Below are 20197 nucleotides of genomic sequence, written 5' to 3' on the forward strand. Positions count from 1 at the left end.
CATGACCGACGCCGCAACCAGACATAGCATGTCTGGCGGTTTTCTATTAGAATTGGCTATTTGCGCAGCAGCGCACTGTACGCGCAACCTAGCAACACCAACCGGATGAGTTCTATGGAGCAAACCCCGCAGTCTCAGCTTAAACTCCTCGTTGCCAAAGGTAAAGAACAGGGCTACCTGACCTATGCCGAGGTGAACGATCACCTCCCGCAAGACATTGTCGATTCAGACCAGATCGAAGACATCATTCAGATGATCAACGATATGGGCATTCAAGTGGTTGAAAACGCTCCGGATGCCGATGACCTTATCATGGCTGAAGGTGGTACCGCCGATGAGGACGCTGCCGAAGCAGCGGCCCAGGCTCTGGCATCTGTTGAATCTGAGATTGGTCGTACGACCGATCCCGTCCGCATGTACATGCGGGAAATGGGTACCGTCGAACTGCTGACCCGTGAAGGCGAAATCGACATCGCCAAGCGGATCGAAGACGGTATCAACCAGGTACAAAGCTCCGTAGCCGAGTACCCTGAAGCAATTACTTACCTGCTCGAACAGTACGACAAGTACGAAGCCGAGCAGCTGCGTCTCTCTGACATCATCTCTGGCTTTATTGACCCGAACGAAACTGAAGACATGGCGCCTACCGCCACGCATATCGGTTCCGAGCTCGGCGAAGACGATCTGGCCGACGAAGATGAAGAGGACGAAGAAGACGAAGACGAAGATGGCGACAGCTCTGACGACGACGGTGACGGTGGTCCGGATCCGGAAGTCGCTCGCGAGAAGTTCGGCGAACTGCGTGCCCAGTATGAAGTGACCCGTCTCTCCATTCAGAAGAATGGTCGCGCGCACGAAGATACCCAGGCTGCCATCGCCCAGCTGGCCGATGTATTCCGTCAATTCCGCCTGATGCCCAAGCAGTTCGATCGCCTGGTCAACAACATGCGTGAAATGATGGAGCGCGTCCGCGTGCAGGAACGCATCATCATGAAGCTCTGCGTTGAGCAGGCCAAGATGCCGAAGAAAACCTTCGTCGCGGCCTTCACCAACAACGAGTGTGAAACTGCCTGGTTTGAATACCAGAAGCAGGCTGGCAAAGCCTGGTCTCCCCGTCTGGTTGAAATGGACGAGGATATTCAGCGCGCCATCGGCAAGCTGCAGCAGATTGAAGAAGAGACCGGTCTGTCGATTGCCCAGATCAAGGATATCAACCGTCGTATGAGCATCGGTGAGGCCAAAGCCCGCCGTGCGAAGAAAGAGATGGTTGAGGCCAACTTGCGCCTGGTTATCTCTATCGCCAAGAAGTACACCAACCGCGGTCTGCAGTTCTTGGATCTGATCCAGGAGGGCAACATCGGTTTGATGAAGGCGGTAGACAAGTTTGAATACCGTCGTGGCTACAAGTTCTCGACCTACGCTACCTGGTGGATCCGTCAGGCCATTACCCGCTCCATCGCGGATCAGGCCCGTACCATCCGTATCCCGGTACACATGATCGAGACCATCAACAAGCTCAACCGTATCTCCCGTCAGATGCTGCAGGAGATGGGTCGCGAGCCGAACCCGGAAGAGCTGGCCATGCGCATGGGCATGCCGGAGGACAAGATCCGCAAGGTACTGAAGATCGCCAAAGAGCCTATCTCTATGGAGACGCCCATCGGTGATGATGAAGATTCCCACTTGGGCGACTTTATCGAAGATACCACCCTGGCTCTGCCAGCAGATGCGGCGACCAGCGAAAGCCTGCGCAACGCCACCCGCGAAGTACTGGCTGGCCTGACGGCCCGCGAAGCCAAGGTGCTGCGGATGCGTTTCGGTATCGACATGAACACTGACCACACCCTAGAGGAAGTGGGCAAGCAGTTCGATGTTACCCGTGAGCGTATTCGTCAGATCGAAGCCAAGGCACTGCGCAAACTGCGCCACCCGAGCCGCTCGGAAGTGCTGCGCAGCTTCCTGGACGAATAGTCCTGACCCTGTGTCAAACTGCTCTGCCAAAGCCCTGCCATGCGGGGCTTTGTTTTGTCTGGCATTTACCCTTGCGACCCGCTTTGCACCCTCTATCGACCTGGACAATTAGTCGCCAAGTGGTTGATATGCCTATAGACTGCCCTTTCCTCTTCCCCTATAATCCACGCCGCTAAACGCACAATTTGGCCCCTTAGCTCAGTTGGTCAGAGCAGTCGACTCATAATCGATTGGTCGTGGGTTCAAGTCCCCCAGGGGCCACCAAATTAAGTTCCGAGCAGGAACGAGAAAATACAGAAACCCGCATAGCGTAAGGCTTTGCGGGTTTTTTGTTGTCCGTAATAGTCCGATGGCGTCGTCAGAAACCAGTTAATTTAGTACCATCATTAGTACCACAAGCGTTGTGGTACTCAATTCAGTGGTACTAGGGCCACCAAATTGAAAAAGGCCGCTCATCATGAGCGGCCTTTTTGCATCTGCGGATCGGGCAATGTCCAGTGATGAGAACGATGAGGCCATAAGAAAAGACCCGCCATTGGCGGGTCTGGGCAGGTTCCGGATCAGGCACCTCAAGCGAGAGCAAGGAGCCTAATGCTGAGCCTCAGGTCTGCTCGTCGCGACGCTGGTTCGAAGCGTGGCGGGGAAGCGAGGGCAGCATCCGGATCACCAGACTGCTGCGCTGACGCCACGAGGTGAACCCAATGGCCAGCAGATGCAGTGCGATCATGCCCTGCAGTGCCCAGGTGCACCAGACGTGCCAGTCATCAGCCCCCAGATCAAACCCCATCTCGGTATTCTGGAACCAGCCGGTACCAGCAGTTGCCAGCACCAGCAACCAGAGCGCCCATACCGCCAACTTGCCGCTGCCGTGATGGCCTGGCGCCGGTGGCAACCGTTCACGCATCTCGTGCATCTGCTGGCGAAAATCCTCACCTTTGGGGATAAGGGCGCCCAGACGGGCGTAGCCACGGGCAAAGGTGATCCCCCAGAGCAAACGCATGGAGACCAGTGCGATGGCCGTATAACCGAGCCACTCGTGCCAATCCTCTCCCGCCTCATTGAGCCAGAGATTACCGATACAGATGGCCGCCACACCCCAATGGGTCAGGCGAACCACTGCATCCCAGCGAAAGGGATCACCCTTTTTGCTTGGCATACTTGTGATACTCCTTCTTCAGGTCGTTGACCTTGGCCAGGTGCTCGCGCGCCTTGGCTTCGTCACCGGCCTTGAGTGCAGCCAGGCTGGCATCCAGCTCGGTCTGAACCTCATTCATGCCCTCGAGGAACTTCTCCTTCTTGGCGGCAGGCATGTTCTTCTGCTTGGCGATGTCGAGCTGAGCCTTCATCTCGTTGATGTGCTTCTCCATGGTAGCCGCATCATCAGCCTTGACCGCCTGCTTGTAGTTGAAGCCAATCTTCTTCATCGGCTGTTCCAGATCGCCAGCCATGGCAGGCAACGCGATCAGACCGAACATCAGGGGCAGCAGCAGGGGGCGAACAGTTTTCAACATGGGATTTCCTTATATAACAACATGCTCAAATTATTAGGGTCACCTATGAATCCAAACAGGAATTCATCACCAGCATAATGCCATGACTCATGGTGAAGCGTTTGTGAAAAATGATGTTTTTTGTGGCAAATAGTGACAAGAGAGCCGCCATTGTTAACCACTGCAACATGAATGCATCGGCCAGCTGGCGCTTTCCGGCATAAAAAACCCCGCCATTGGCGGGGCTTGTCACTGCGGGTATCGGCCATCAGCCAGCCTGCTGTTCACGTTCGATGGCGCGCCAGCCGATGTCATTGCGATAGAAGACACCGTCCCACTGGATACGGGCAGCCAGCTGATAGGCACGCTGCTGCGCTTCAGCCACTGTGCGACCCAGCGCGGTGGCGCACAACACCCGGCCACCGGCGGTCACTACGGTATCGCCCTCAAGGCGGGTACCCGCGTGGAATACCTTCTCGCCGCTCGCCTCTTCCACCGGCAGACCGCTGATGGCCTTGCCCTGCTGGTAGTCGCCGGGATAACCGCCAGCAGCCAGCACCACACCAATGGCTACGCGGGGGTCATAATTCGCTTCTACCTGATCCAGCTTGCCGGCACAGGCGGCCAGACATAGTTCCACCAGATCGGAACGCATCCGCAGCATAATGGGCTGGGTCTCGGGATCGCCGAAACGGCAGTTGAATTCGATCACCTTGGGATTGCCCTGACCGTCGATCATCAGGCCTGCGTAGAGGAAACCGGTGTAGACATTGCCCTCGGCCGCCATACCGCGCACGGTCGGCATAATCACCTGCTCCATCACCTTGCGGTGCACTTCATCAGTCACCACTGGCGCCGGCGAATAAGCGCCCATACCGCCGGTATTGAGGCCGGTATCGCCATCCCCTACCCGCTTGTGATCCTGACTGGTCGCCATCGGCAGCACATGCTCGCCATCGACCATGACGATGAAGCTCGCCTCTTCTCCTTCCAGAAACTCCTCGATCACCACCCGGGCACCGGCGTCGCCAAAGGCATTGCCGGAGAGCATGTCGCGCACGGCCTCTTCGGCCTCGGTCAGGGTCATCGCCACTATCACCCCCTTGCCTGCGGCCAGACCATCGGCCTTGATGACGATGGGAGCCCCCTTCTCGCGCAGATAGGCCAGCGCTGGCTCAACCTCGGTGAAGTTCTGGTACTCGGCGGTCGGGATAGCGTGACGGGCCAAGAAATCCTTGGCAAAGGCCTTGGAGCCCTCCAGCTGGGCAGAAGCCGCGGTCGGACCGAAGATGGCCAGTCCCTCGGCACGGAAGGCATCGACCACCCCTTTCACCAGCGGCGCTTCCGGGCCAACGATGGTCAGACCGATGCGCTGCTCCTTGGCAAACGCCAGCAGAGCCGGGATATCGGTAGCTGCGATGGCCACGTTCTCGATACTCCCTTCGTGCGCGGTGCCGGCATTGCCGGGGGCGACGAAGACCCGGGTCACCAGAGGGGATTGCTTGGCCTTCCAGGCCAGGGCGTGTTCGCGGCCACCATTGCCAATGATCAGTACTTTCATCGTATCGCTCGCTTCTATGTGGGTCACAGGCTTCCGCCAGAGGGAAGCCGGTCGCAATAGTCAGTGGAAAAGAGACAACAAAAGGGCCGCCCGTGGCGGCCCTGATCCATCAGTGACGGAAGTGGCGCATGTTGGTAAAGACCATGCACATGCCGTGCTCGTCGGCGGCGTCGATCACCTCCTGATCGCGCATCGAGCCACCCGGCTGGATCACGCAGGAGATACCGGCAGCAGCTGCTGCATCAATGCCGTCGCGGAACGGGAAGAAGGCATCGGAGGCCATGACGGAGCCCGCCACGGTCAGCCCTTCATCTGCCGCCTTGATACCGGCAATCTTGGCCGAATAGACGCGGCTCATCTGGCCGGCGCCAACGCCGATGGTCTGGCCATCTTTGGCGTAGACGATGGCGTTGGATTTGACGAACTTGGCCACTTTCCAGCAGAACAGCAGATCTTGTAGCTCGGCCTCGGTCGGCTGACGCTTGCTGACCACGGTCAGGTCGCCCAGCGTCACCATGCCGAGATCGCGCTCCTGCACCAGCAGGCCGCCGTTGACGCGCTTGAGGTCAAACCCTTGCGCCGGAGCAGTCCACTGACCGCATTCAAGCAGACGCACGTTCTGCTTGGCAGCGACCGCTTCGCGGGCCTCCTGGCTGACGGTCGGGGCGATGATCACCTCAACAAACTGGCGGGCAACGATGGCAGCGGCGGTGGCGCCATCCAGTTCGCGGTTGAAGGCGATGATGCCGCCAAAGGCGGAGGTGGGATCGGTCTGGTAGGCGCGATCGTAGGCACTCAGCAGGTCGTTACCGACGGCCACGCCGCAGGGATTGGCATGCTTGACGATGACGCAGGCCGGCTCGTCGAACTCTTTGACGCACTCCAGCGCCGCATCAGTGTCGGCGATGTTGTTGTAGGAGAGCGCCTTGCCCTGCAGCTGGACCGCGCTGGAGACGGAACCCGGCGCGGCATGCTCCTCGGCGTAGAAGGCGGCAGCCTGATGGCTGTTTTCGCCGTAACGCATGTCCTGCTTCTTGATGAACTGGCTGTTGAAGGTGCGCGGGAAGCGGGACTCCTCGTCACCCTCCTTGTTGTCACCGTAAGAAGGAACCATGGTGCCGAAGTAGTTGGCGATCATACCGTCGTAGGCAGCAGTGTGCTCGAAGGCGGCGATGGCCAGATCGAAACGGGTGGCCAGTTTCAGGCTGTTACCGTTGGCATCCATCTCGCGAATAACCCGATCATAGTCGGCAGCTTTGACCACGATCGCGACATCTTTGTGGTTTTTAGCCGCAGAGCGAACCATGGTCGGGCCGCCGATGTCGATGTTCTCGACCGCATCGGCCAAAGTGCAGCCCGCTTTGGCAACGGTAGCAGCAAAGGGGTAGAGGTTGACGACAACCATGTCGATGGGGGAGATAGCGTGCTGGGCCATGATGGCGTCATCCTGATCCCGACGGCCGAGAATGCCGCCATGAACCTTGGGATGCAGGGTCTTGACCCGGCCATCCATCATTTCAGGGAAACCCGTGTAGTCGGAGACCTCGGTCACCGGCAGACCCGCCTCGCCGAGCAACTTGGCAGTACCACCAGTAGAGAGCAGGGCGACGCCGCGTTCGTTGAGTGCCTTGGCAAATTCCAGAATGCCGGTTTTGTCAGACACACTCAGCAGTGCACGGCGAATGGGTCGAGCTTGTTCCATCACACTATCGTCCTCAACATAACGGGGACCGTTCCATGGGAGGCGAGGCTCAACACAGAGAGTCCCCAAATAAATGGAAGTGGGGGGATTTCGCAAACCACTCTCGCCACAGGCCTGACAACGGCAAAAGTGCTTTAAGAAATGCCCGCTTGGTGCGGCGCTCTGTTATGGGCGCGTATTCTACACAAAAAATGTGACGGGTGGTGGATTTTTTAAATAGCAAAACCCTTGTGTGGCGCGGCGTTAAACGTTTGCCACTTGATTTTTGCCAAACGTTTGCCATTTAAGGGTTTTATGGCAAAAGAGCGGCCAAACCAACTTTTGTCTGCCCCTTTTATGCCCTTGGCTGGCAATCGTCCGGCAAAGGGGTGATAGTGGGTTCCGGTTTTGTTGAGTCGCATATCCAACGGGAGAAAAGGGCATGTACCGGATCGGTGAACTGGCCAAGGCGTGCGGGGTCAAGGCAGATACCCTGCGTTTTTACGAGAAGAACGGGCTCATCTCGCCGGGGATCCGTAACGAATCCGGCTACCGCCTCTACAGCGAACAGGACAAGCGGCGGCTGGAGTTTATTATCCGCGCCAAGTCGGTGGGATTCTCGCTGGCCGATATCGGCGAGCTGCTCGATCTCGATACCAACAAGGCCAAGGTCACCTGTCAGGAGGTAAAAGCGGTAGCCGACACCAAGCTGGCCCAGGTGGAGCAGAAGATCATCGAACTGACCCGCTTTCGCGACAACCTGCGCGAGCTCTCCAATATCTGCTGCGGCGGGCCGCGCTCGGCGGAGCACTGCGCCATTCTGGAAACGCTGGAGTCGGGAGCACCCGCTCATCACGAGCATCATAACCACGATGAGCATGACCACGTTGGCTGACGGCACCAGCCCGCTCATTGCTCCAACGGCGATTTGGTGACAAAATCGCCGCGTTTTTAACCGGTGCCAGAGCATCCGGTTGCCGGGTGCTCACCTGAACAGACGCCCGTCGCGAAAACCGCCATCCAGACACAGAGTCAACACACCAAGAGAAGAAAGAAGAGGAGCCATCATGGCCAAGATTCGGGTCGACCAACCCGCCCTCCCCCGTGAGGAGCATGCGCAAGGGGGCAACTATGCCCATCAGCGCGGCGAGATAAAGGATAACCATCTGCACGCCCTGCTCTCCGATCCCCTGTTTCGCAGCCGGGTCGAGCGCAACAAGAAGGGCAAGGGGAGTTACCAGCGCAAGGCCAAATTTGGCAAGCGGTGGGAGCCCGGCCAACAGCAGATGATCCGCGTCTGCTGCTGAGCGGGTTTCTACCGACCATAAACAATCAGGGCGCCAATGGCGCCCTGATTGTTTTTACTGAAAAAGCGGTCTCTCACCACCTCAAAGCTGCGCCTCAACAGGCCGCTTACTCATCCATAAACAGTTCGAGCAACACGTTAAGGTAACGATGACCGAGGGAGGTAAGTTGCCAGCTGTCGCCCAGATCGTCGATCAGCTCCTTGCTTTGGGCAATGGTCAGCACCGTCTCCACCCGCTCCAGCGGCAGGCCGGTATAGGCCTCGAATTCCGCCTTGGGGGCCGGTTCGAACAGGCGAAAGCGGTTCATAAAGTATTCGAGCGGCAGATCGTCTGCCGTCACCTGCCACTGCTCGTCCAGATAGGGGCGACTCTTGTCCAGATACCCTTTCGGATGCTTAACCTTGGCGGTACGCAGGATCTGCAGATCCGCGAGATCGGTCACCTTGCCGTGGGCACCACAGCCGATCCCCAGATAGTCGCCGAAACGCCAGTAGTTGAGGTTGTGACGGCACTGGTAGCCCTCTTTGGCGTAAGCCGAGATCTCGTACTGACGATAACCGCTGGCGGTGAGCATGGCGTGGCCCTGCTCGTAGATGTCCCACAGGGTGTCATCTTCCGGCAGTTTGGGCGGTTTGGAGGCAAATGCTGTGTTCGGCTCTATGGTGAGCTGATACCAGGAGAGGTGCGGCGGGGCGCAGTCGATCGCCTGCTGCAGGTCATAAAGGGCATCATCCAGACTCTGATCCGGCAGACCGTGCATCAGATCCAGATTGAAGGTAGGCAACTTGATGGCATGGGCCAGTGCGGCGGCCTTGCGCGCCTCTTCCGGGCCGTGAATGCGGCCGAGGCGGGTCAGCTTCTCCTGCTGGAAGCTCTGCACCCCGATGGAGATACGGTTGATGCCGGCGCGCTGGAAACCGGCGAACTTGTCCGCCTCCACCGTGCCCGGGTTCGCCTCCATGGTGATCTCGCAATCTGCGGCGAGCGGAATACGGGCCCGCACCCCGTCCAGCAAGGTTTGCATCGCCTCCACCGTCAACAGGCTGGGGGTGCCGCCGCCGATAAAGATCGAGGAGAGCGGCCGCCCCTGGGCCCACTTCAGATCCTGATCCAGATCCTCCAGCAGAGCGGCGACATATTCGAGGTGAGGCAACTCCCCCTTCTGGGCATGGGAGTTGAAGTCACAATAAGGGCACTTCTGGACGCACCAGGGCACATGAATATAGAGAGAGAGCGGCGGCAGTTGCAGCATGGGGCTTCCAATAAAACGGGGGCTCAAGGCCCCCATTGTAGATGACTATGTGTAATTGACCGTGTGTAACCGACAAGGTGGCGAAGTGACTCAGTGCGCCGCAGCCAGCGCCGCTTTGAGCTTGGCCAGCGCCTGACCGCGATGGCTCAGCTGGTTTTTCAGCTCGGCGGGCATCTGGGCGGCGGTGCAGTCGTGATCCGGCACGAAGAATACCGGGTCATAGCCAAAGCCATGTTGACCGCGCGGCTCGTCGATGATCATCCCTTCCCAGCTCGCCTGACAGATGATGGGGGTGGGATCGTCGGCGTGGCGCATATAGACCAGCACACACCAGAAGCGGGCGCTCTTCAGATACTCGGGGGCACCTTTGAGCTCGCCGAGCAGCTTCTCGATGTTGGCCTTGTCGCCGGCACCCACACCGGCAAAGCGGGCGGAGTAGACGCCGGGGCGCCCTTGCAGCAGATCGACTTCCAGACCGGAATCATCGGCCACGGCGGGCAGACCGGTAATGCGGGCGGCGTGGCGGGCCTTGATGATGGCATTCTCGACGAAGGTGGTACCGGTCTCATCGGCATCGGAGACCGCAAACTCGCTCTGTGGGATCACCTGGATCTTCATATCGGCCAACATGGCGGCCAATTCCTTCACCTTTTTCTGGTTACCTGTTGCCAGGACAAGCTTGTTCATCGAGCACCTCCGCAAAAATAATCTGCGCATTCTATGCGGCGCAAGCGTTTAGTAAAAGCGTCAATTACACCCGCTGTGATGGGGTTACGGGGGATTTGCCGCCATCGAATAACCAGCTTTTTAATACATGTTTCCATAATGGAATAACCAAAGTGATTAAATACCATTTCTATTCATTACTGTGAGTCAGTAGACTCGCGCCCCAATTCATTAACCTGGCTGACTAAAGAGGTGACAGATGCCATTGATACTTTTGCTCGTACTACTGGTGCTGTTCAGTCCGCTGGCTATCGACATCTACCTGCCCGCCATTCCGCAGATGGCCGAGCAGCTGGGCGCCGAAGTAACTCTGATGCAGGGCACCATCACCTGGTTCCTGTTCAGCATGGGACTGGGGCAACTGCTTGTTGGCCCGCTGGCCGATCGCTACGGTCGCAAGCCCATCGCGCTGGGCGGCGTGCTGCTCTATGGCCTGAGCGCGCTGGGGGCCGGTTTTGCCGCCAGCCTCGGCGAATTGATGCTGGCGCGAGTGCTGCAGGGCTTCGGCGCCTGCGCTACTTCGGTCGCCGCCTTCTCGGTGGTGCGTGACAGCTATGGCCCGAAAAAGAGCGGCCAGATGATCTCCTACCTCAATGGCGCCATCTGCTTTATTCCGGCGCTGGCGCCCCTGCTCGGTGGCTGGCTCACTGCCAAGGCGGGCTGGTCTGCCAACTTCTGGTTTATGGCCGGTTATGCGCTCATCGTCGGCAGCTGGCTGCTGTGGCGGATGCCGGAGACCCGCCCGGAGGAGACCCGCAGCGAAGGGGCCCTCATCAGCTGGTCTCGCTACAGCCCGGTGCTGCGCTCCCCAAGCTTTTTGTTCAACGCGGCGCTGTGCATGCTGGCGATGGCGGTGATCCTCGCTTATGTCACCGCCGCACCGGTGCAGCTGATGGTAAAACTGGGGCTGGATATGAGCGGCTTTAGCTACTGGTTTACCGCCAACGCCGCGCTCAACATTCTGGCCTGCTTCATGGCGCCGCGCTTTATCGCCAAGGTGGGGCCAAGACGCACCCTGCGCATCGGCCTGCTGGTGTTGATGCTCTCGGCTATCATCCTGACTTTGGCCATGCACATCGAGCATCCGCTGGCGATGATGGGGCCGGTGTTCCTCTCCAGCATCGGCTTTGCCATGATTCTGGGCGCTGCCGCCGGCATGGCGCTGGCACCATTCGGCCACTGCGCCGGTACCGCAGCGGCCCTGCTCGGCCTGTTCCAGATGAGCGGCTCCGGCGCCCTGGTTGGTCTGACCGGCGCCCTGATGCACGACCCGCTCAGCCAGCTGGCACTGCATATGTGGCTACTGCTGCCGCCTCTGGTGATGCTGATGACCCGGCACGGCCGACGCTTGTGTTTGCAATAAATCCTGTGCTCTGATGGGCACACTCAGGGGGCCATCGGCCCCCTTCTCGTTTGTATCGCCTTTACAACGAATGGCCATCCGGCAGAGAGCCGGCGATGGCAACCCCACTCACTCGATGTCAGCGGAGAACTCCCGATGAGCCACACTCTCAACGCAGCCCTGGTGGGCTATGGCTTTGCAGGCAAGACCTTTCACGCCCCCTTCCTCTCCACCACGCCGGGCTTGTCCCTGAGCTGGATAGTCAGCAGCGATGCTGCCAAGGTGCAGGCCGATCTGCCCGGTTGCCGGGTCGGTTCACTGGAGGAGGTACTGAGCGATGAGACCGTCGATCTGGTGGTGATCGCCACCCCCAACGACACCCACGCTCCCCTCGCCCGCCAGGCGCTACTGGCAGGCAAACATGTGGTGATCGACAAGCCCTTTGCACTGGATCTGGCCGAAGCGCAAGCGCTGGTCGAACTGGCCGAAAAGCAGCAGCGGCTGCTCAGTATCTTCCACAACCGCCGTTGGGACGGGGATTTCCTTACCGTGTGCCGTTTGATTGCCGAAGGGACGCTGGGGCAGATCGTCCAGTTCGAATCCCATTTCGATCGCTATCGCCCCGAAGTGCGCCAGCGCTGGCGCGAAGCAGGTGGCCCGGGTTCCGGCCTCTGGTTCGATCTCGGCCCCCATGTACTGGATCAGGCGCTGCAGCTGTTCGGCCAGCCGGACTGGCTGCAGGCCGATCTGGCCGAGCAACGCCCCGGCGCACTGGCGGACGACTACTTCCATGTGGTGCTGGGTTACGGTGCTCTGCGGGTTATTCTGCATGGCAGCTGTCTGGTCTCGGCCACCATGCCGCGCTTTGTCATTCACGGCAGCCAGGGATCGTTCGTGAAATTCGGTATGGATGTGCAGGAAGATCAGCTCAAGCAGGGCTTGCGGCCACCAGCAGCTGATTGGGGCATGGATAGCGAACCCGGTCAGCTCAGCCGCATTGTCGATGGTCAGTTACAGCAGCAGAGCGTGGTGGGTGAGGCGGGGGATTATGGCGCCTACTATCGCGGTATCTGCGCCGCCATCAAGGGCGAAGGGAGCAACCCGGTGCCAGCAAGTGAAGCGCTGGCGGTGATGGCGCTGCTGGATCTGGCCCGTCAGAGCCACCTTGAGGGAAAACGGCTGCCCTGTCAGAAGCTGTCTGACTAAGGTGCGGGTCATCGGCCGCGCTTGACCAACCTTGACCTTGTCAAACCTCCACAAGATGGCAACAAAGTGGTGTTTTATTGTGCAATTAGCACCATTTAACGGCATCTTGTATTGATATCAGTCGTTGCAGTGGAGCTTTTTATCCACGGCACGAAAAAATGTCATTGTGATATCCGTTTTCATCGGTAACTAATGGGGCTATATTGCGCCCGCCTGCTGCCTCCCGGCTTCTTGTTTCAATACCGGGCAACGGTGGGCGCTGTGATGGTTGCACAGACCATCTCTCCATATTTATTTGAGGGAATGCACATGAACAAAGTACTGGTAGCCGGTATCCTGGGTCTGATGTTGACTGCTTGCGGTCAGAAAGAAGAAAAAGCTGCCGCTCCTGCTGCTGCTCCGGCCGCCGAAGTTGCTGCCACTGTAGAAAAAGCCGCTAGCGAAGCCACCTCTACCGTAGAGAAGGCCACCTCCGAAGCGACTGCAACCGTAGAAAAAGCTGCTACCGAAGCCGCTACCAAGGTTGAAGCTGCAGTGAGCGATGCCAAGGCCAACTAAGCCTGCACCTCATTCGAAGACGGGTCCGAAGGCAACTTCGGGCCCGTTTTTTTATCTGTCGTTCAGGAGGCCGGATTAATCAGCGAGGTGAGGATGTGATCCTCCCAGCGGCCATTGATCATCAGATATGCCCGCGCGAATCCCTCCCGCTCGAAACCAAGCCGCTCCAGCAAGGCGCCACTGCGCTGATTGGCAGGCATATAGCAAGCCATGATGCGATGCAGATCGTGCTCGCGAAACAGGTAGTCAATGGCGGCTGACAGCACCTCTCTCATCACCCCCTGCCCCTGATGCTGCTGGTCGATGGCATAGCCCAGATGACACGCCTTGAAGACCCCCATCAGGATATTGCTGAAGTTGCAGGTGGCGATCACCCGCTCGCCAGCCGGATCGAGGGCCACCAGATTGACGCCGGTGCCGTTGAAGAACTGGCTGTAGCTGTCCTGCAGCCGGGCATGCCAGTAAGAGAGGGTGTAAAAGTGCTCGTCGCGCAGCGGCTCCCAGTGGGCGAGATGGGCGCGGTTGCGCCGGTAGAAGTCGAGCATCATGGGGGCCCGATCCGGCGACAGTATGGTCAGGTGGGTGCGGGCCGTCTTGATATGTGGCAGCGCCATCAGGACTCTCGCTGTCTTAGCCACTCATCGCGCAGCAAGCTGTAGTGGGCATGGTCCACAATCCGGTTGCCCAGCCGCTCTGCGCGCCGGGTCACCCCCTCTTGCTGCATCCCGAGCCGTTCACAGACGGCTCTGCTGGGCTCGTTATCGGTGGCGGCGCTGATCTCCACCTTCTCCATCCCCATCTCCTCGAAGGCGTGGTGGATCAGGGCCTGACAGGCACGGGTGATGATACCGTTGCCCTGCCAGCGCTCCGCCAGCCAGTAGCCGATGACCACCTTGCCAAGGTCGTGATCGATGCTGTTGTAACCTATGACCCCCACCACCTCACCCTGATACTCGATGGCGGTGGTGAGCCCCTCGCCCCGGGCGAACTTCTCGATGGCACTGCGAATGAAGAGGGCGCTGTCAACGGGGCGCTGGATCAGTGGCGGCCAGGGCAGCCACTGGGAGAGGTACTCCCGGTTGTCATTGCAGAGGGCAAACAGTTCGCTCGCCATATCGGGCTGCAAGAAGAGCAGCGCAAGCTCGTCGTCCAACTGCCATGAAAACATGGGATTCTCCTTTCAAATCAGTGATCAAATCGAAAACCAGCACCCAATGTAGCCAATCGCCACTGGCCGCGCCAGCCACTTTTACGGCCCTCATCCGGCAGGCTTCGCAGAGGGTGACAGCGCACGTACTCTCCTCCCTCAAAAGAGGAGGGTGGGTGTCTGAAACCGGATAATGCTCTCCACATGGCGCCGACGAATGCCCACAAACGGCACTTTGGCAGATCCTGCTACCCCTTTGTGCTGCTCTGTCACTTTTGACAGGGGGTACTTTCCCCCACCGGCACTAGCTTCAAAACGCCCGACCTTCGGTCGGTTTATCAACCTCATCGATTTAAGGAAAGAAGAGATGAATAAAATTTATCTGGCCGTTGCGCTGGCTTGCTGGGGAAGCGCCGCACTGGCGGCGCAAGAGGTAGAGATCAACGTAACGACAAACGGCATCCGGGCCATAACCGGCCTCAGTGCCGCGAGTGCTACCTTGCAACTGGAAGATGGCGAGTTTCGTCAGGTACGGGTGGTACAGCTGCCCAACGGCCAGCAGCGGATCCGCTACGAGCAGGTCTGGAACGGCATCCCGGTAATGGGTCAGGTGGTGGTGGCTGACAAGAGCCTGAACGGCCAGCTGCAACAGGCCAGCGGGCGCATGCTGCGCCAGATCGATCAGGATGTGGCAAGCCCGGTCGCCACCCTCTCGCCACAGGATGCCGCCAGCAAGGCCAAGGCGGGCAGCAAGGGGAGCAACGAGCAGGTCAAACTCTACGTGATGCAGGATGAGAACGGGCTGGCCCGGCTGGTTTATCAGGTCTCCTTCATCGCCGAAGGTGACAAGCCCAGCCGCCCCTTCGTCATTCTTGATGCCCAGAGCGGTGAGGAGCTCAAACGCTGGGAGGGGATCAACCACAAGGATGCGACCGGCCCGGGGGGCAACATCAAGACCGGCAAATACGTCTACGGCACCGATTTTGGCCCGCTCATCGTGGATGACAACTGCCGGATGACCAGCCCCAACGTCGATACCATCAACCTCAACCACGCCACCTCTGGCGGCACCATCCACCAGTTCACCTGCCCGGAGAACCGGGTCAAGGAGATCAACGGCGCCTACTCGCCCCTCAACGACGCCCACTACTTCGGCAACGTGGTGTTCGACATGTACCGCAACTGGTACAACACGGCGCCATTGACCTTCAAGCTGAAGATGCGGGTTCACTACAGCAAGAATTACGAGAACGCCTTCTGGGATGGCAGCCAGATGACCTTCGGTGACGGCGCCACCACCTTCCACCCGCTGGTGAGCCTCGATGTGGCGGCCCACGAGGTGAGCCACGGCTTTACCGAGCAGAACTCCGGGCTGATCTATTCAGGACAATCCGGCGGCATCAACGAGGCCTTCTCCGATATGGCGGGGGAAGCGGCCGAGTTCTACATGAAGGGGAGCAACGACTGGCTGGTCGGTGCCCAGATCTTCAAGGGCAACGGCTCCCTGCGCTACTTCGAGGATCCGACCCGGGATGGCAGCTCCATCGGCCATGCCGCGGATTATCAGGAGGGGATGGATGTACACCACAGCTCCGGGGTCTATAACCGCGCCTTCTACCTGCTCGCCACCAGCAGTGGCTGGAACACCCGCAAGGCATTTGAAGTCTTCTTGCTGGCCAACCGCCTCTACTGGGGCGCCAGCACCAACTATCAGCAAGGGGCCTGCGGCGTCAGCCGGGCGACCGCCGATCTGGGTTACAGTCAGGCGGATGTGGCACGGGCCTTCCAGACCGTCGGGGTCGATGCCAGCTGCGGCAGCACGCCGCCACCGAGCGACAACGTGCTGCAAAACGGCGTGCCGGTGAGCAACCTCGCCGCCAGCAAGGGTGGCAAGCTCAACTACACCCTGAACGTACCGGCGGGCACCAGGTCGCTGCAGATCAGCAGCAGTGGTGGCACCGGAGATGCCGACCTCTACGTCCGCTTTGGCAGCGCCCCCACCAGCAGCAGTTACGACTGCCGTCCTTACAAGGGGGGCAATAACGAAAGCTGCTCGTTCACCAATCCCAAGGCGGGCACCTGGCATGTGCAGCTGTCAGGGTTTGCAGCGTTCAGTGGCGTGACCCTCAAGGCCAGCTACTGATCCACCCGATGCGGGTCTTGTCCCGCATCGTTCTACTCATTGCGCCACCGTTTCGCCAACGTGCGGGCGGTGGCCAACACGGTTTCCCGAGCCGGGTTGGGCCGCTTGCCACCGCGCCACGCCATCATCACATCCCAATGCTCCTGCGGCAGATTGCGCACATCGAGCCTGACCAACCGCCCCACCTCCAGATCCCGCTTGATAGCCAGCTCCGGCATCAGGGTGATAAATCCGTGTTCCAGCGCCAGATCCCGCGCTGCACTGGCGGGTTGCACCGCATGCAGGGGGCTGGCGGCCCGCCGCAGCCGCCGCAACTGCTGGATAAAGACGTCACACCCCGGCCCCCATACCTGAGGCGCCAAACGCTGGTCGGCAATATCCTCCAGGGTGAGGCCGTGACAACCGGCCAGCGGATGCAGTGGCGAGGCGATAGCGATAATGGGGGAGCAGCAGAGCAGCTCCATCTGGAGGCCAGCAACCGGCGGGCGCTTGAGCACAAAGCCGATATCGGCCTCGCCGGTCAGCAGCGACTGCATGATCTCGCCGGAGTGATCCGTGGTGCAGCGGATCTCGAACGGCTCATCCACCAGCTCCATCAATAGCGAGCCAAACACCACCGAAGTGAGGGAGGGCAGGCTGGAGAGACGGATACAAGGCAGCGCCGGTGCCCCCTGCAGTGCCAGCCGCCCTTCGCTCAGGATCGCCAGCGCAGAGCGGGCCGATGGCAGAAACTCCTCGCAGGCACGGGTCGGCGTCACCCCGCGTCGATGACGCTGAAACAGCGGCGCCCCGAGGCTCTCCTCCAGCTGGGCAATCCGCTGGCTCACCAGCGGCTGTGACCAGCCACGAATGGCCGCCGCCTGACTGAAGCTGCCCAGCTCGGCCACATCCAGCAGCAGTTGCAGATCGTCCAGATCCATAGACATAAATAATCCTGATATGAAATATAGGTAGTTGTCGTCTACCACTATATCTAAACCCTCTCCAGAATGAAGATATCTGTGAATGAGAGGGCGTTATGGTCGATAGGGCGAGGTTTTGGGGACGCTGGTTTCTGGCGCTGGATACCACACTGGTGATCCTGGGTTTCTTTGTGGTGATGCCGATGATCAGCCTGCGCTTCGTCGATCAACTCGGCTGGGCGGCCGGTCTGGTGGGGCTGGCCCTCGGCCTGCGCCAGCTGACCCAGCAGGGGCTGGGGATCTTTGGCGGCTCGCTGGCCGACCGTTTTGGCGCCCGCCCGCTCATCGTCACCGGCATGCTGTTGCGCGCCGTCGGCTTTGCCACCCTGGCCTGGGCCGACAGTGGCACCATGCTGATTTTCTCCTGCTTCCTCTCAGGTCTGGGCGGCTGCCTGTTCGACCCGCCCCGGGCCGCACTGGTGATCAAATTTACCCGTCCCCATGAGCGGGGCCGCTTTATCTCCCTGCTGATGATGCTGGAGAGCGCAGGCGCCGTCACCGGTGCCCTGCTCGGCAGCTGGCTGCTGCGCTTTGACTTCACCTACGTCTGCCTGCTGGGTGCCGGGCTCTTCACCCTGGCGGCTCTCTGCAACTGGACCCTGCTGCCCGCCTACCGCCTCTCGGTCAAACCGACTCCGATGCGGGAAGGGTTGGGGCAGGTGCTGGCGGATCGCGCCTTCTGTCGGCTGGTGCTGATCTTAAGCGGCTACTACATGCTGTGGGTACAGGTGATGCTGATTTTCCCTATTCTGGTCAAGCAGCTCTCCGGCACCACCACGGCAGTGGGCTGGATGTACAGCCTGGAAACGGCGCTGTCACTGGCGCTGCTCTACCCTATCGCCCGTTTTAGCGAGCGGCGCTATCGGCTGGAGAGCCGACTGATGGCAGGTATCCTGCTGATGACGGTGGGGATCGGGCTGGTCGCCTTTGTCAGCACCCTCTCCGGCATCTTCGTACTGCTGGCCTGCTTCTATCTCGGGATCATCATCTGTGAACCGGCCAGGGAGACCCTGATGACCCGGCTTGCCAACCCCACAGCCCGCGGCAGCTACATGGGCTTCAGCCGCCTCGGACTGGCGCTGGGGGGCATGACCGGCTACGTGGGCGGTGGCTCCCTCTATGACTTCTCGCTGCAACAGGGACAACCTGCCCTCCCCTGGCTGGTGCTGGGCACCATAGGCGTCGCCACCATGTTGCTGCTCGCCCGCTGCTTCTCCCGCCGCCCGGAGCTGGCCATCAGAGCAGCCGCCTGACGACCGCCCCACCTGCGGCAGCCCAATCAACGGGGCTGCCGCTCACCCCAAATTCTGCAAGCCATCACAGCAAAAGGTTGCGAATTACAACTTTTACGTTATTTTAGTTGTCATGCACAACTAAAAAGGAAACCACGACATGGATCCCCGTCCCCTGCGCGCCCTGTCGCGCGATCTGGTTCGCGAACTCGGCATGCTCTCCCAGCAGTGCGGCAACCTGGCCCTCACACCCATCGAGGCTCACCTGCTGATCGAGCTGGAGAATGCCCCGGCCACCAACCAGCAGCTGGCAGAAAAGCTGCACATTGACAAATCCAACGCCAGCCGTCCGCTGGCCCGCCTCGCCGAGCGGGAGCTTATCAGCTGGCACCCGCACCCATCCGACGGGCGCAGCAAGGAGGCCCGCCTCACTGCCGACGGGCAGGCGATGTTGCTGACGCTGCATCGGGAGATGGACGGGGCGATGGAAGAGATGCTGGCACAGTTGAGCCTGTCCGAGCGGGAGCAGCTGTGGCAAGGGCTGCGGCTCTATCGCAGCGCCCTCTCCCGCGCCCGTCGCCAGCGGGGTTACCAGATCCGCCCCATCACGGCGGCGGACAATGCCCAGATCGCCTTGGTGATCCGCGCCGTATCGGCCGAATATGGTCTCACCGCAGACAAGGGGTATGGCGTCTCGGATCCCAATCTCGACACCCTCTCCCAGAGCTATCAGGGGGAGAAGAGCCGCTACTGGGTTATCGAAGGGCCGGACGGTTCCATCCTCGGCGGTGGTGGTATCGCGCCATTGGCGGGAGAAGAGGGAGTCTGCGAGCTGCAGAAGATGTACTTTATGCCCGCCCTGCGCGGACTGGGCCTTGGCAAGCGGCTGGTGTTGCAGGCACTGGATGCCGCTCGTGGTTTGGGCTATCGCCGCTGCTATCTGGAGACCACTGAGGTACTGCGCGAAGCCACCAGCCTCTATGAATCACTGGGCTTTGAACACCTGCCCGGCCCCCTTGGCTGCACCGGCCACGGGGATTGTGAGATCTGCATGGTGTTAGACCTAGCGCTCTAAAGTGATAGCGGCAAGCAGGAGTCTCCCCTGCTTGCCGCTTCGTTTACTGCGGCAGCGCCACTACCCGGAATCGCTCCAGCACCAGCGTGGCGTGCTCATCAAATTCTCTCCCTTCCGCCTTCATCTCGCGTTCGAAGAAAGCCTTGTGCGCCTCGTGCCACCAAGCCAAAGAGCCATCTCCCTCCCCTTCCTCGGCGGCAAACGCAGCATCAATCTCATCGAATGGACACAAGGTGACTGACACCAGTTCAACCAGAGCCTTGGGCAGACCACTCCAGTCGGTTACCACCAGTAGGTCCCCCTGTTCCGGCATCCGCTCGCCCTTCTCCAGATACCAGTAAGCGAGGCTACAGGTTGCTCGCTTGCGGCCTGCTGCTACCAGCGCGGCACAGAGGTTGGCATTGTGTGCATCAGCACAGAAGTAGTCCGCTGAGACATGACGAGCCCGTGCTGCCACCGGCAGGGATAACAGATAACTCTCAGCCAGAGCCGAGCAGGCAGGATTCATCGATTCAACCATCACCTCTCCTTGATGCATAAAAAA

General features: G+C 59.8%; 19 protein-coding genes and 1 tRNA gene. 10 read left to right on the forward strand and 10 right to left on the reverse strand.

Features of this window, described 5'->3' with window-relative positions; translation table 11 throughout:
• The first annotated feature begins 75 nt into the window (after positions 1-75).
• Positions 76-1971, forward strand: coding sequence for an RNA polymerase sigma factor RpoD (gene rpoD, locus G5137_RS15180; protein ID WP_263718854.1), 1896 nt, complete (start codon positions 76-78; stop codon positions 1969-1971).
• A 187-nt stretch (positions 1972-2158) separates the two neighbouring features.
• Positions 2159-2235, forward strand: a tRNA-Ile gene (locus G5137_RS15185).
• A gap of 337 nt (positions 2236-2572) precedes the next feature.
• Here G5137_RS15185 and G5137_RS15190 read toward each other — a convergent pair.
• From G5137_RS15190 to purH, 4 genes are all read right to left on the reverse strand, one after another.
• On the reverse strand, positions 2573-3127 hold the full coding sequence (locus tag G5137_RS15190; RefSeq protein ID WP_421255623.1) for a cytochrome b/b6 domain-containing protein: 555 nt from the start codon (positions 3125-3127) through the stop codon (positions 2573-2575).
• Positions 3108-3482, reverse strand: a complete 375-nt coding sequence (locus tag G5137_RS15195; protein WP_041209147.1) for a cytochrome b562 — start codon at positions 3480-3482, stop codon at positions 3108-3110. Before G5137_RS15195 ends, G5137_RS15190 begins: the two co-directional genes overlap by 20 nt.
• Before the next feature lie 247 nt (positions 3483-3729).
• Complete coding sequence (gene purD / locus G5137_RS15200; RefSeq protein WP_421255624.1) at positions 3730-5022, reverse strand: phosphoribosylamine--glycine ligase; 1293 nt, start codon at positions 5020-5022, stop codon at positions 3730-3732.
• Between the two features lie 109 nt (positions 5023-5131).
• Complete coding sequence (purH, locus tag G5137_RS15205; protein ID WP_201908755.1) at positions 5132-6724, reverse strand: bifunctional phosphoribosylaminoimidazolecarboxamide formyltransferase/IMP cyclohydrolase; 1593 nt, start codon at positions 6722-6724, stop codon at positions 5132-5134.
• Positions 6725-7145: 421 nt separating this feature from the next.
• Between purH and zntR the strand changes: the two genes are divergently transcribed.
• Positions 7146-7598 (forward strand): Zn(2+)-responsive transcriptional regulator, encoded by a 453-nt coding sequence (zntR, locus tag G5137_RS15210; protein WP_041209144.1) that lies wholly within the window; start codon positions 7146-7148, stop codon positions 7596-7598.
• Between the two features lie 172 nt (positions 7599-7770).
• Entirely contained in the window at positions 7771-8010 is a 240-nt protein-coding gene (locus G5137_RS15215; RefSeq protein ID WP_163129758.1) for an alternative ribosome-rescue factor A, read from the forward strand.
• A 106-nt stretch (positions 8011-8116) separates the two neighbouring features.
• Here G5137_RS15215 and hemW read toward each other — a convergent pair whose 3' ends face one another.
• The gene (gene hemW, locus G5137_RS15220; protein WP_421255625.1) at positions 8117-9262 is read right to left on the reverse strand and encodes a radical SAM family heme chaperone HemW; all 1146 of its coding nucleotides are present in this window, start codon (positions 9260-9262) and stop codon (positions 8117-8119) included.
• Between the two features lie 90 nt (positions 9263-9352).
• Positions 9353-9949: an RdgB/HAM1 family non-canonical purine NTP pyrophosphatase gene (gene rdgB, locus G5137_RS15225; RefSeq protein WP_076495765.1), complete on the reverse strand. Its 597-nt coding sequence runs from the start codon at positions 9947-9949 to the stop codon at positions 9353-9355.
• A gap of 238 nt (positions 9950-10187) precedes the next feature.
• Between rdgB and G5137_RS15230 the strand changes: the two genes are divergently transcribed.
• The 3 genes from G5137_RS15230 to G5137_RS15240 all read left to right on the forward strand — a co-directional run bounded on the left by G5137_RS15230 (position 10188) and on the right by G5137_RS15240 (position 13094).
• Positions 10188-11351, forward strand: coding sequence for a multidrug effflux MFS transporter (locus G5137_RS15230; protein WP_421255626.1), 1164 nt, complete (start codon positions 10188-10190; stop codon positions 11349-11351).
• A gap of 135 nt (positions 11352-11486) precedes the next feature.
• Entirely contained in the window at positions 11487-12536 is a 1050-nt protein-coding gene (locus G5137_RS15235) for an oxidoreductase (protein ID WP_421255627.1), read from the forward strand.
• Positions 12537-12845: 309 nt separating this feature from the next.
• Positions 12846-13094 carry a hypothetical protein gene (locus G5137_RS15240; protein ID WP_005340533.1) on the forward strand — a complete coding sequence of 83 codons (249 nt, stop codon included), beginning with the start codon at positions 12846-12848 and terminating at the stop codon, positions 13092-13094.
• A 62-nt stretch (positions 13095-13156) separates the two neighbouring features.
• On the opposite strand, the gene rimJ is transcribed toward G5137_RS15240, so the two are convergent.
• Positions 13157-13708 carry a ribosomal protein S5-alanine N-acetyltransferase gene (gene rimJ / locus G5137_RS15245; RefSeq protein WP_421255628.1) on the reverse strand — a complete coding sequence of 184 codons (552 nt, stop codon included), beginning with the start codon at positions 13706-13708 and terminating at the stop codon, positions 13157-13159.
• Positions 13708-14262: a GNAT family N-acetyltransferase gene (locus tag G5137_RS15250; RefSeq protein WP_005341258.1), complete on the reverse strand. Its 555-nt coding sequence runs from the start codon at positions 14260-14262 to the stop codon at positions 13708-13710. Before G5137_RS15250 ends, rimJ begins: the two co-directional genes overlap by 1 nt.
• A gap of 346 nt (positions 14263-14608) precedes the next feature.
• On the opposite strand from G5137_RS15250, the gene G5137_RS15255 reads away from it, so the two are divergent.
• Positions 14609-16384 carry a M4 family metallopeptidase gene (locus tag G5137_RS15255; RefSeq protein ID WP_421255629.1) on the forward strand — a complete coding sequence of 592 codons (1776 nt, stop codon included), beginning with the start codon at positions 14609-14611 and terminating at the stop codon, positions 16382-16384.
• A 32-nt stretch (positions 16385-16416) separates the two neighbouring features.
• Here the strand turns inward: G5137_RS15255 and G5137_RS15260 are convergent, their stop codons facing one another.
• Positions 16417-17310 carry a LysR family transcriptional regulator gene (locus G5137_RS15260; RefSeq protein WP_005349020.1) on the reverse strand — a complete coding sequence of 298 codons (894 nt, stop codon included), beginning with the start codon at positions 17308-17310 and terminating at the stop codon, positions 16417-16419.
• A gap of 92 nt (positions 17311-17402) precedes the next feature.
• On the opposite strand from G5137_RS15260, the gene mdtH reads away from it, so the two are divergent.
• Entirely contained in the window at positions 17403-18599 is a 1197-nt protein-coding gene (mdtH, locus tag G5137_RS15265) for a multidrug efflux MFS transporter MdtH (protein ID WP_421255630.1), read from the forward strand.
• A 139-nt stretch (positions 18600-18738) separates the two neighbouring features.
• Positions 18739-19653, forward strand: coding sequence for a bifunctional helix-turn-helix transcriptional regulator/GNAT family N-acetyltransferase (locus G5137_RS15270; protein ID WP_421255631.1), 915 nt, complete (start codon positions 18739-18741; stop codon positions 19651-19653).
• 43 nt (positions 19654-19696) lie between these two features.
• Here the strand turns inward: G5137_RS15270 and G5137_RS15275 are convergent, their stop codons facing one another.
• The gene (locus G5137_RS15275; RefSeq protein ID WP_266134772.1) at positions 19697-20173 is read right to left on the reverse strand and encodes an ASCH domain-containing protein; all 477 of its coding nucleotides are present in this window, start codon (positions 20171-20173) and stop codon (positions 19697-19699) included.
• Between the last annotated feature and the right edge of the window lie 24 nt (positions 20174-20197).

The organism is Aeromonas sp. 600282 (assembly GCF_049175755.1).
In the GTDB taxonomy this organism is placed as follows: domain Bacteria; phylum Pseudomonadota; class Gammaproteobacteria; order Enterobacterales; family Aeromonadaceae; genus Aeromonas; species Aeromonas veronii_A.

Coding starts and splice junctions, on each gene's coding strand:
- G5137_RS15275 (WP_266134772.1), bottom strand. CDS start 20,173: ATGGTTGAATCGATGAATCCTGCCTGCTCGGCTCTGGCTGAGAGTTAT.
- mdtH (WP_421255630.1), top strand. CDS start 17,403: ATGGTCGATAGGGCGAGGTTTTGGGGACGCTGGTTTCTGGCGCTGGAT.
- rimJ (WP_421255628.1), bottom strand. CDS start 13,708: ATGGCGCTGCCACATATCAAGACGGCCCGCACCCACCTGACCATACTG.
- G5137_RS15190 (WP_421255623.1), bottom strand. CDS start 3,127: ATGCCAAGCAAAAAGGGTGATCCCTTTCGCTGGGATGCAGTGGTTCGC.
- zntR (WP_041209144.1), top strand. CDS start 7,146: ATGTACCGGATCGGTGAACTGGCCAAGGCGTGCGGGGTCAAGGCAGAT.
- G5137_RS15195 (WP_041209147.1), bottom strand. CDS start 3,482: ATGTTGAAAACTGTTCGCCCCCTGCTGCTGCCCCTGATGTTCGGTCTG.
- G5137_RS15215 (WP_163129758.1), top strand. CDS start 7,771: ATGGCCAAGATTCGGGTCGACCAACCCGCCCTCCCCCGTGAGGAGCAT.
- purD (WP_421255624.1), bottom strand. CDS start 5,022: ATGAAAGTACTGATCATTGGCAATGGTGGCCGCGAACACGCCCTGGCC.
- G5137_RS15235 (WP_421255627.1), top strand. CDS start 11,487: ATGAGCCACACTCTCAACGCAGCCCTGGTGGGCTATGGCTTTGCAGGC.
- G5137_RS15230 (WP_421255626.1), top strand. CDS start 10,188: ATGCCATTGATACTTTTGCTCGTACTACTGGTGCTGTTCAGTCCGCTG.
- purH (WP_201908755.1), bottom strand. CDS start 6,724: ATGGAACAAGCTCGACCCATTCGCCGTGCACTGCTGAGTGTGTCTGAC.
- G5137_RS15255 (WP_421255629.1), top strand. CDS start 14,609: ATGAATAAAATTTATCTGGCCGTTGCGCTGGCTTGCTGGGGAAGCGCC.
- hemW (WP_421255625.1), bottom strand. CDS start 9,262: ATGCTGCAACTGCCGCCGCTCTCTCTCTATATTCATGTGCCCTGGTGC.
- G5137_RS15260 (WP_005349020.1), bottom strand. CDS start 17,310: ATGTCTATGGATCTGGACGATCTGCAACTGCTGCTGGATGTGGCCGAG.
- G5137_RS15250 (WP_005341258.1), bottom strand. CDS start 14,262: ATGTTTTCATGGCAGTTGGACGACGAGCTTGCGCTGCTCTTCTTGCAG.
- G5137_RS15240 (WP_005340533.1), top strand. CDS start 12,846: ATGAACAAAGTACTGGTAGCCGGTATCCTGGGTCTGATGTTGACTGCT.
- rdgB (WP_076495765.1), bottom strand. CDS start 9,949: ATGAACAAGCTTGTCCTGGCAACAGGTAACCAGAAAAAGGTGAAGGAA.
- G5137_RS15270 (WP_421255631.1), top strand. CDS start 18,739: ATGGATCCCCGTCCCCTGCGCGCCCTGTCGCGCGATCTGGTTCGCGAA.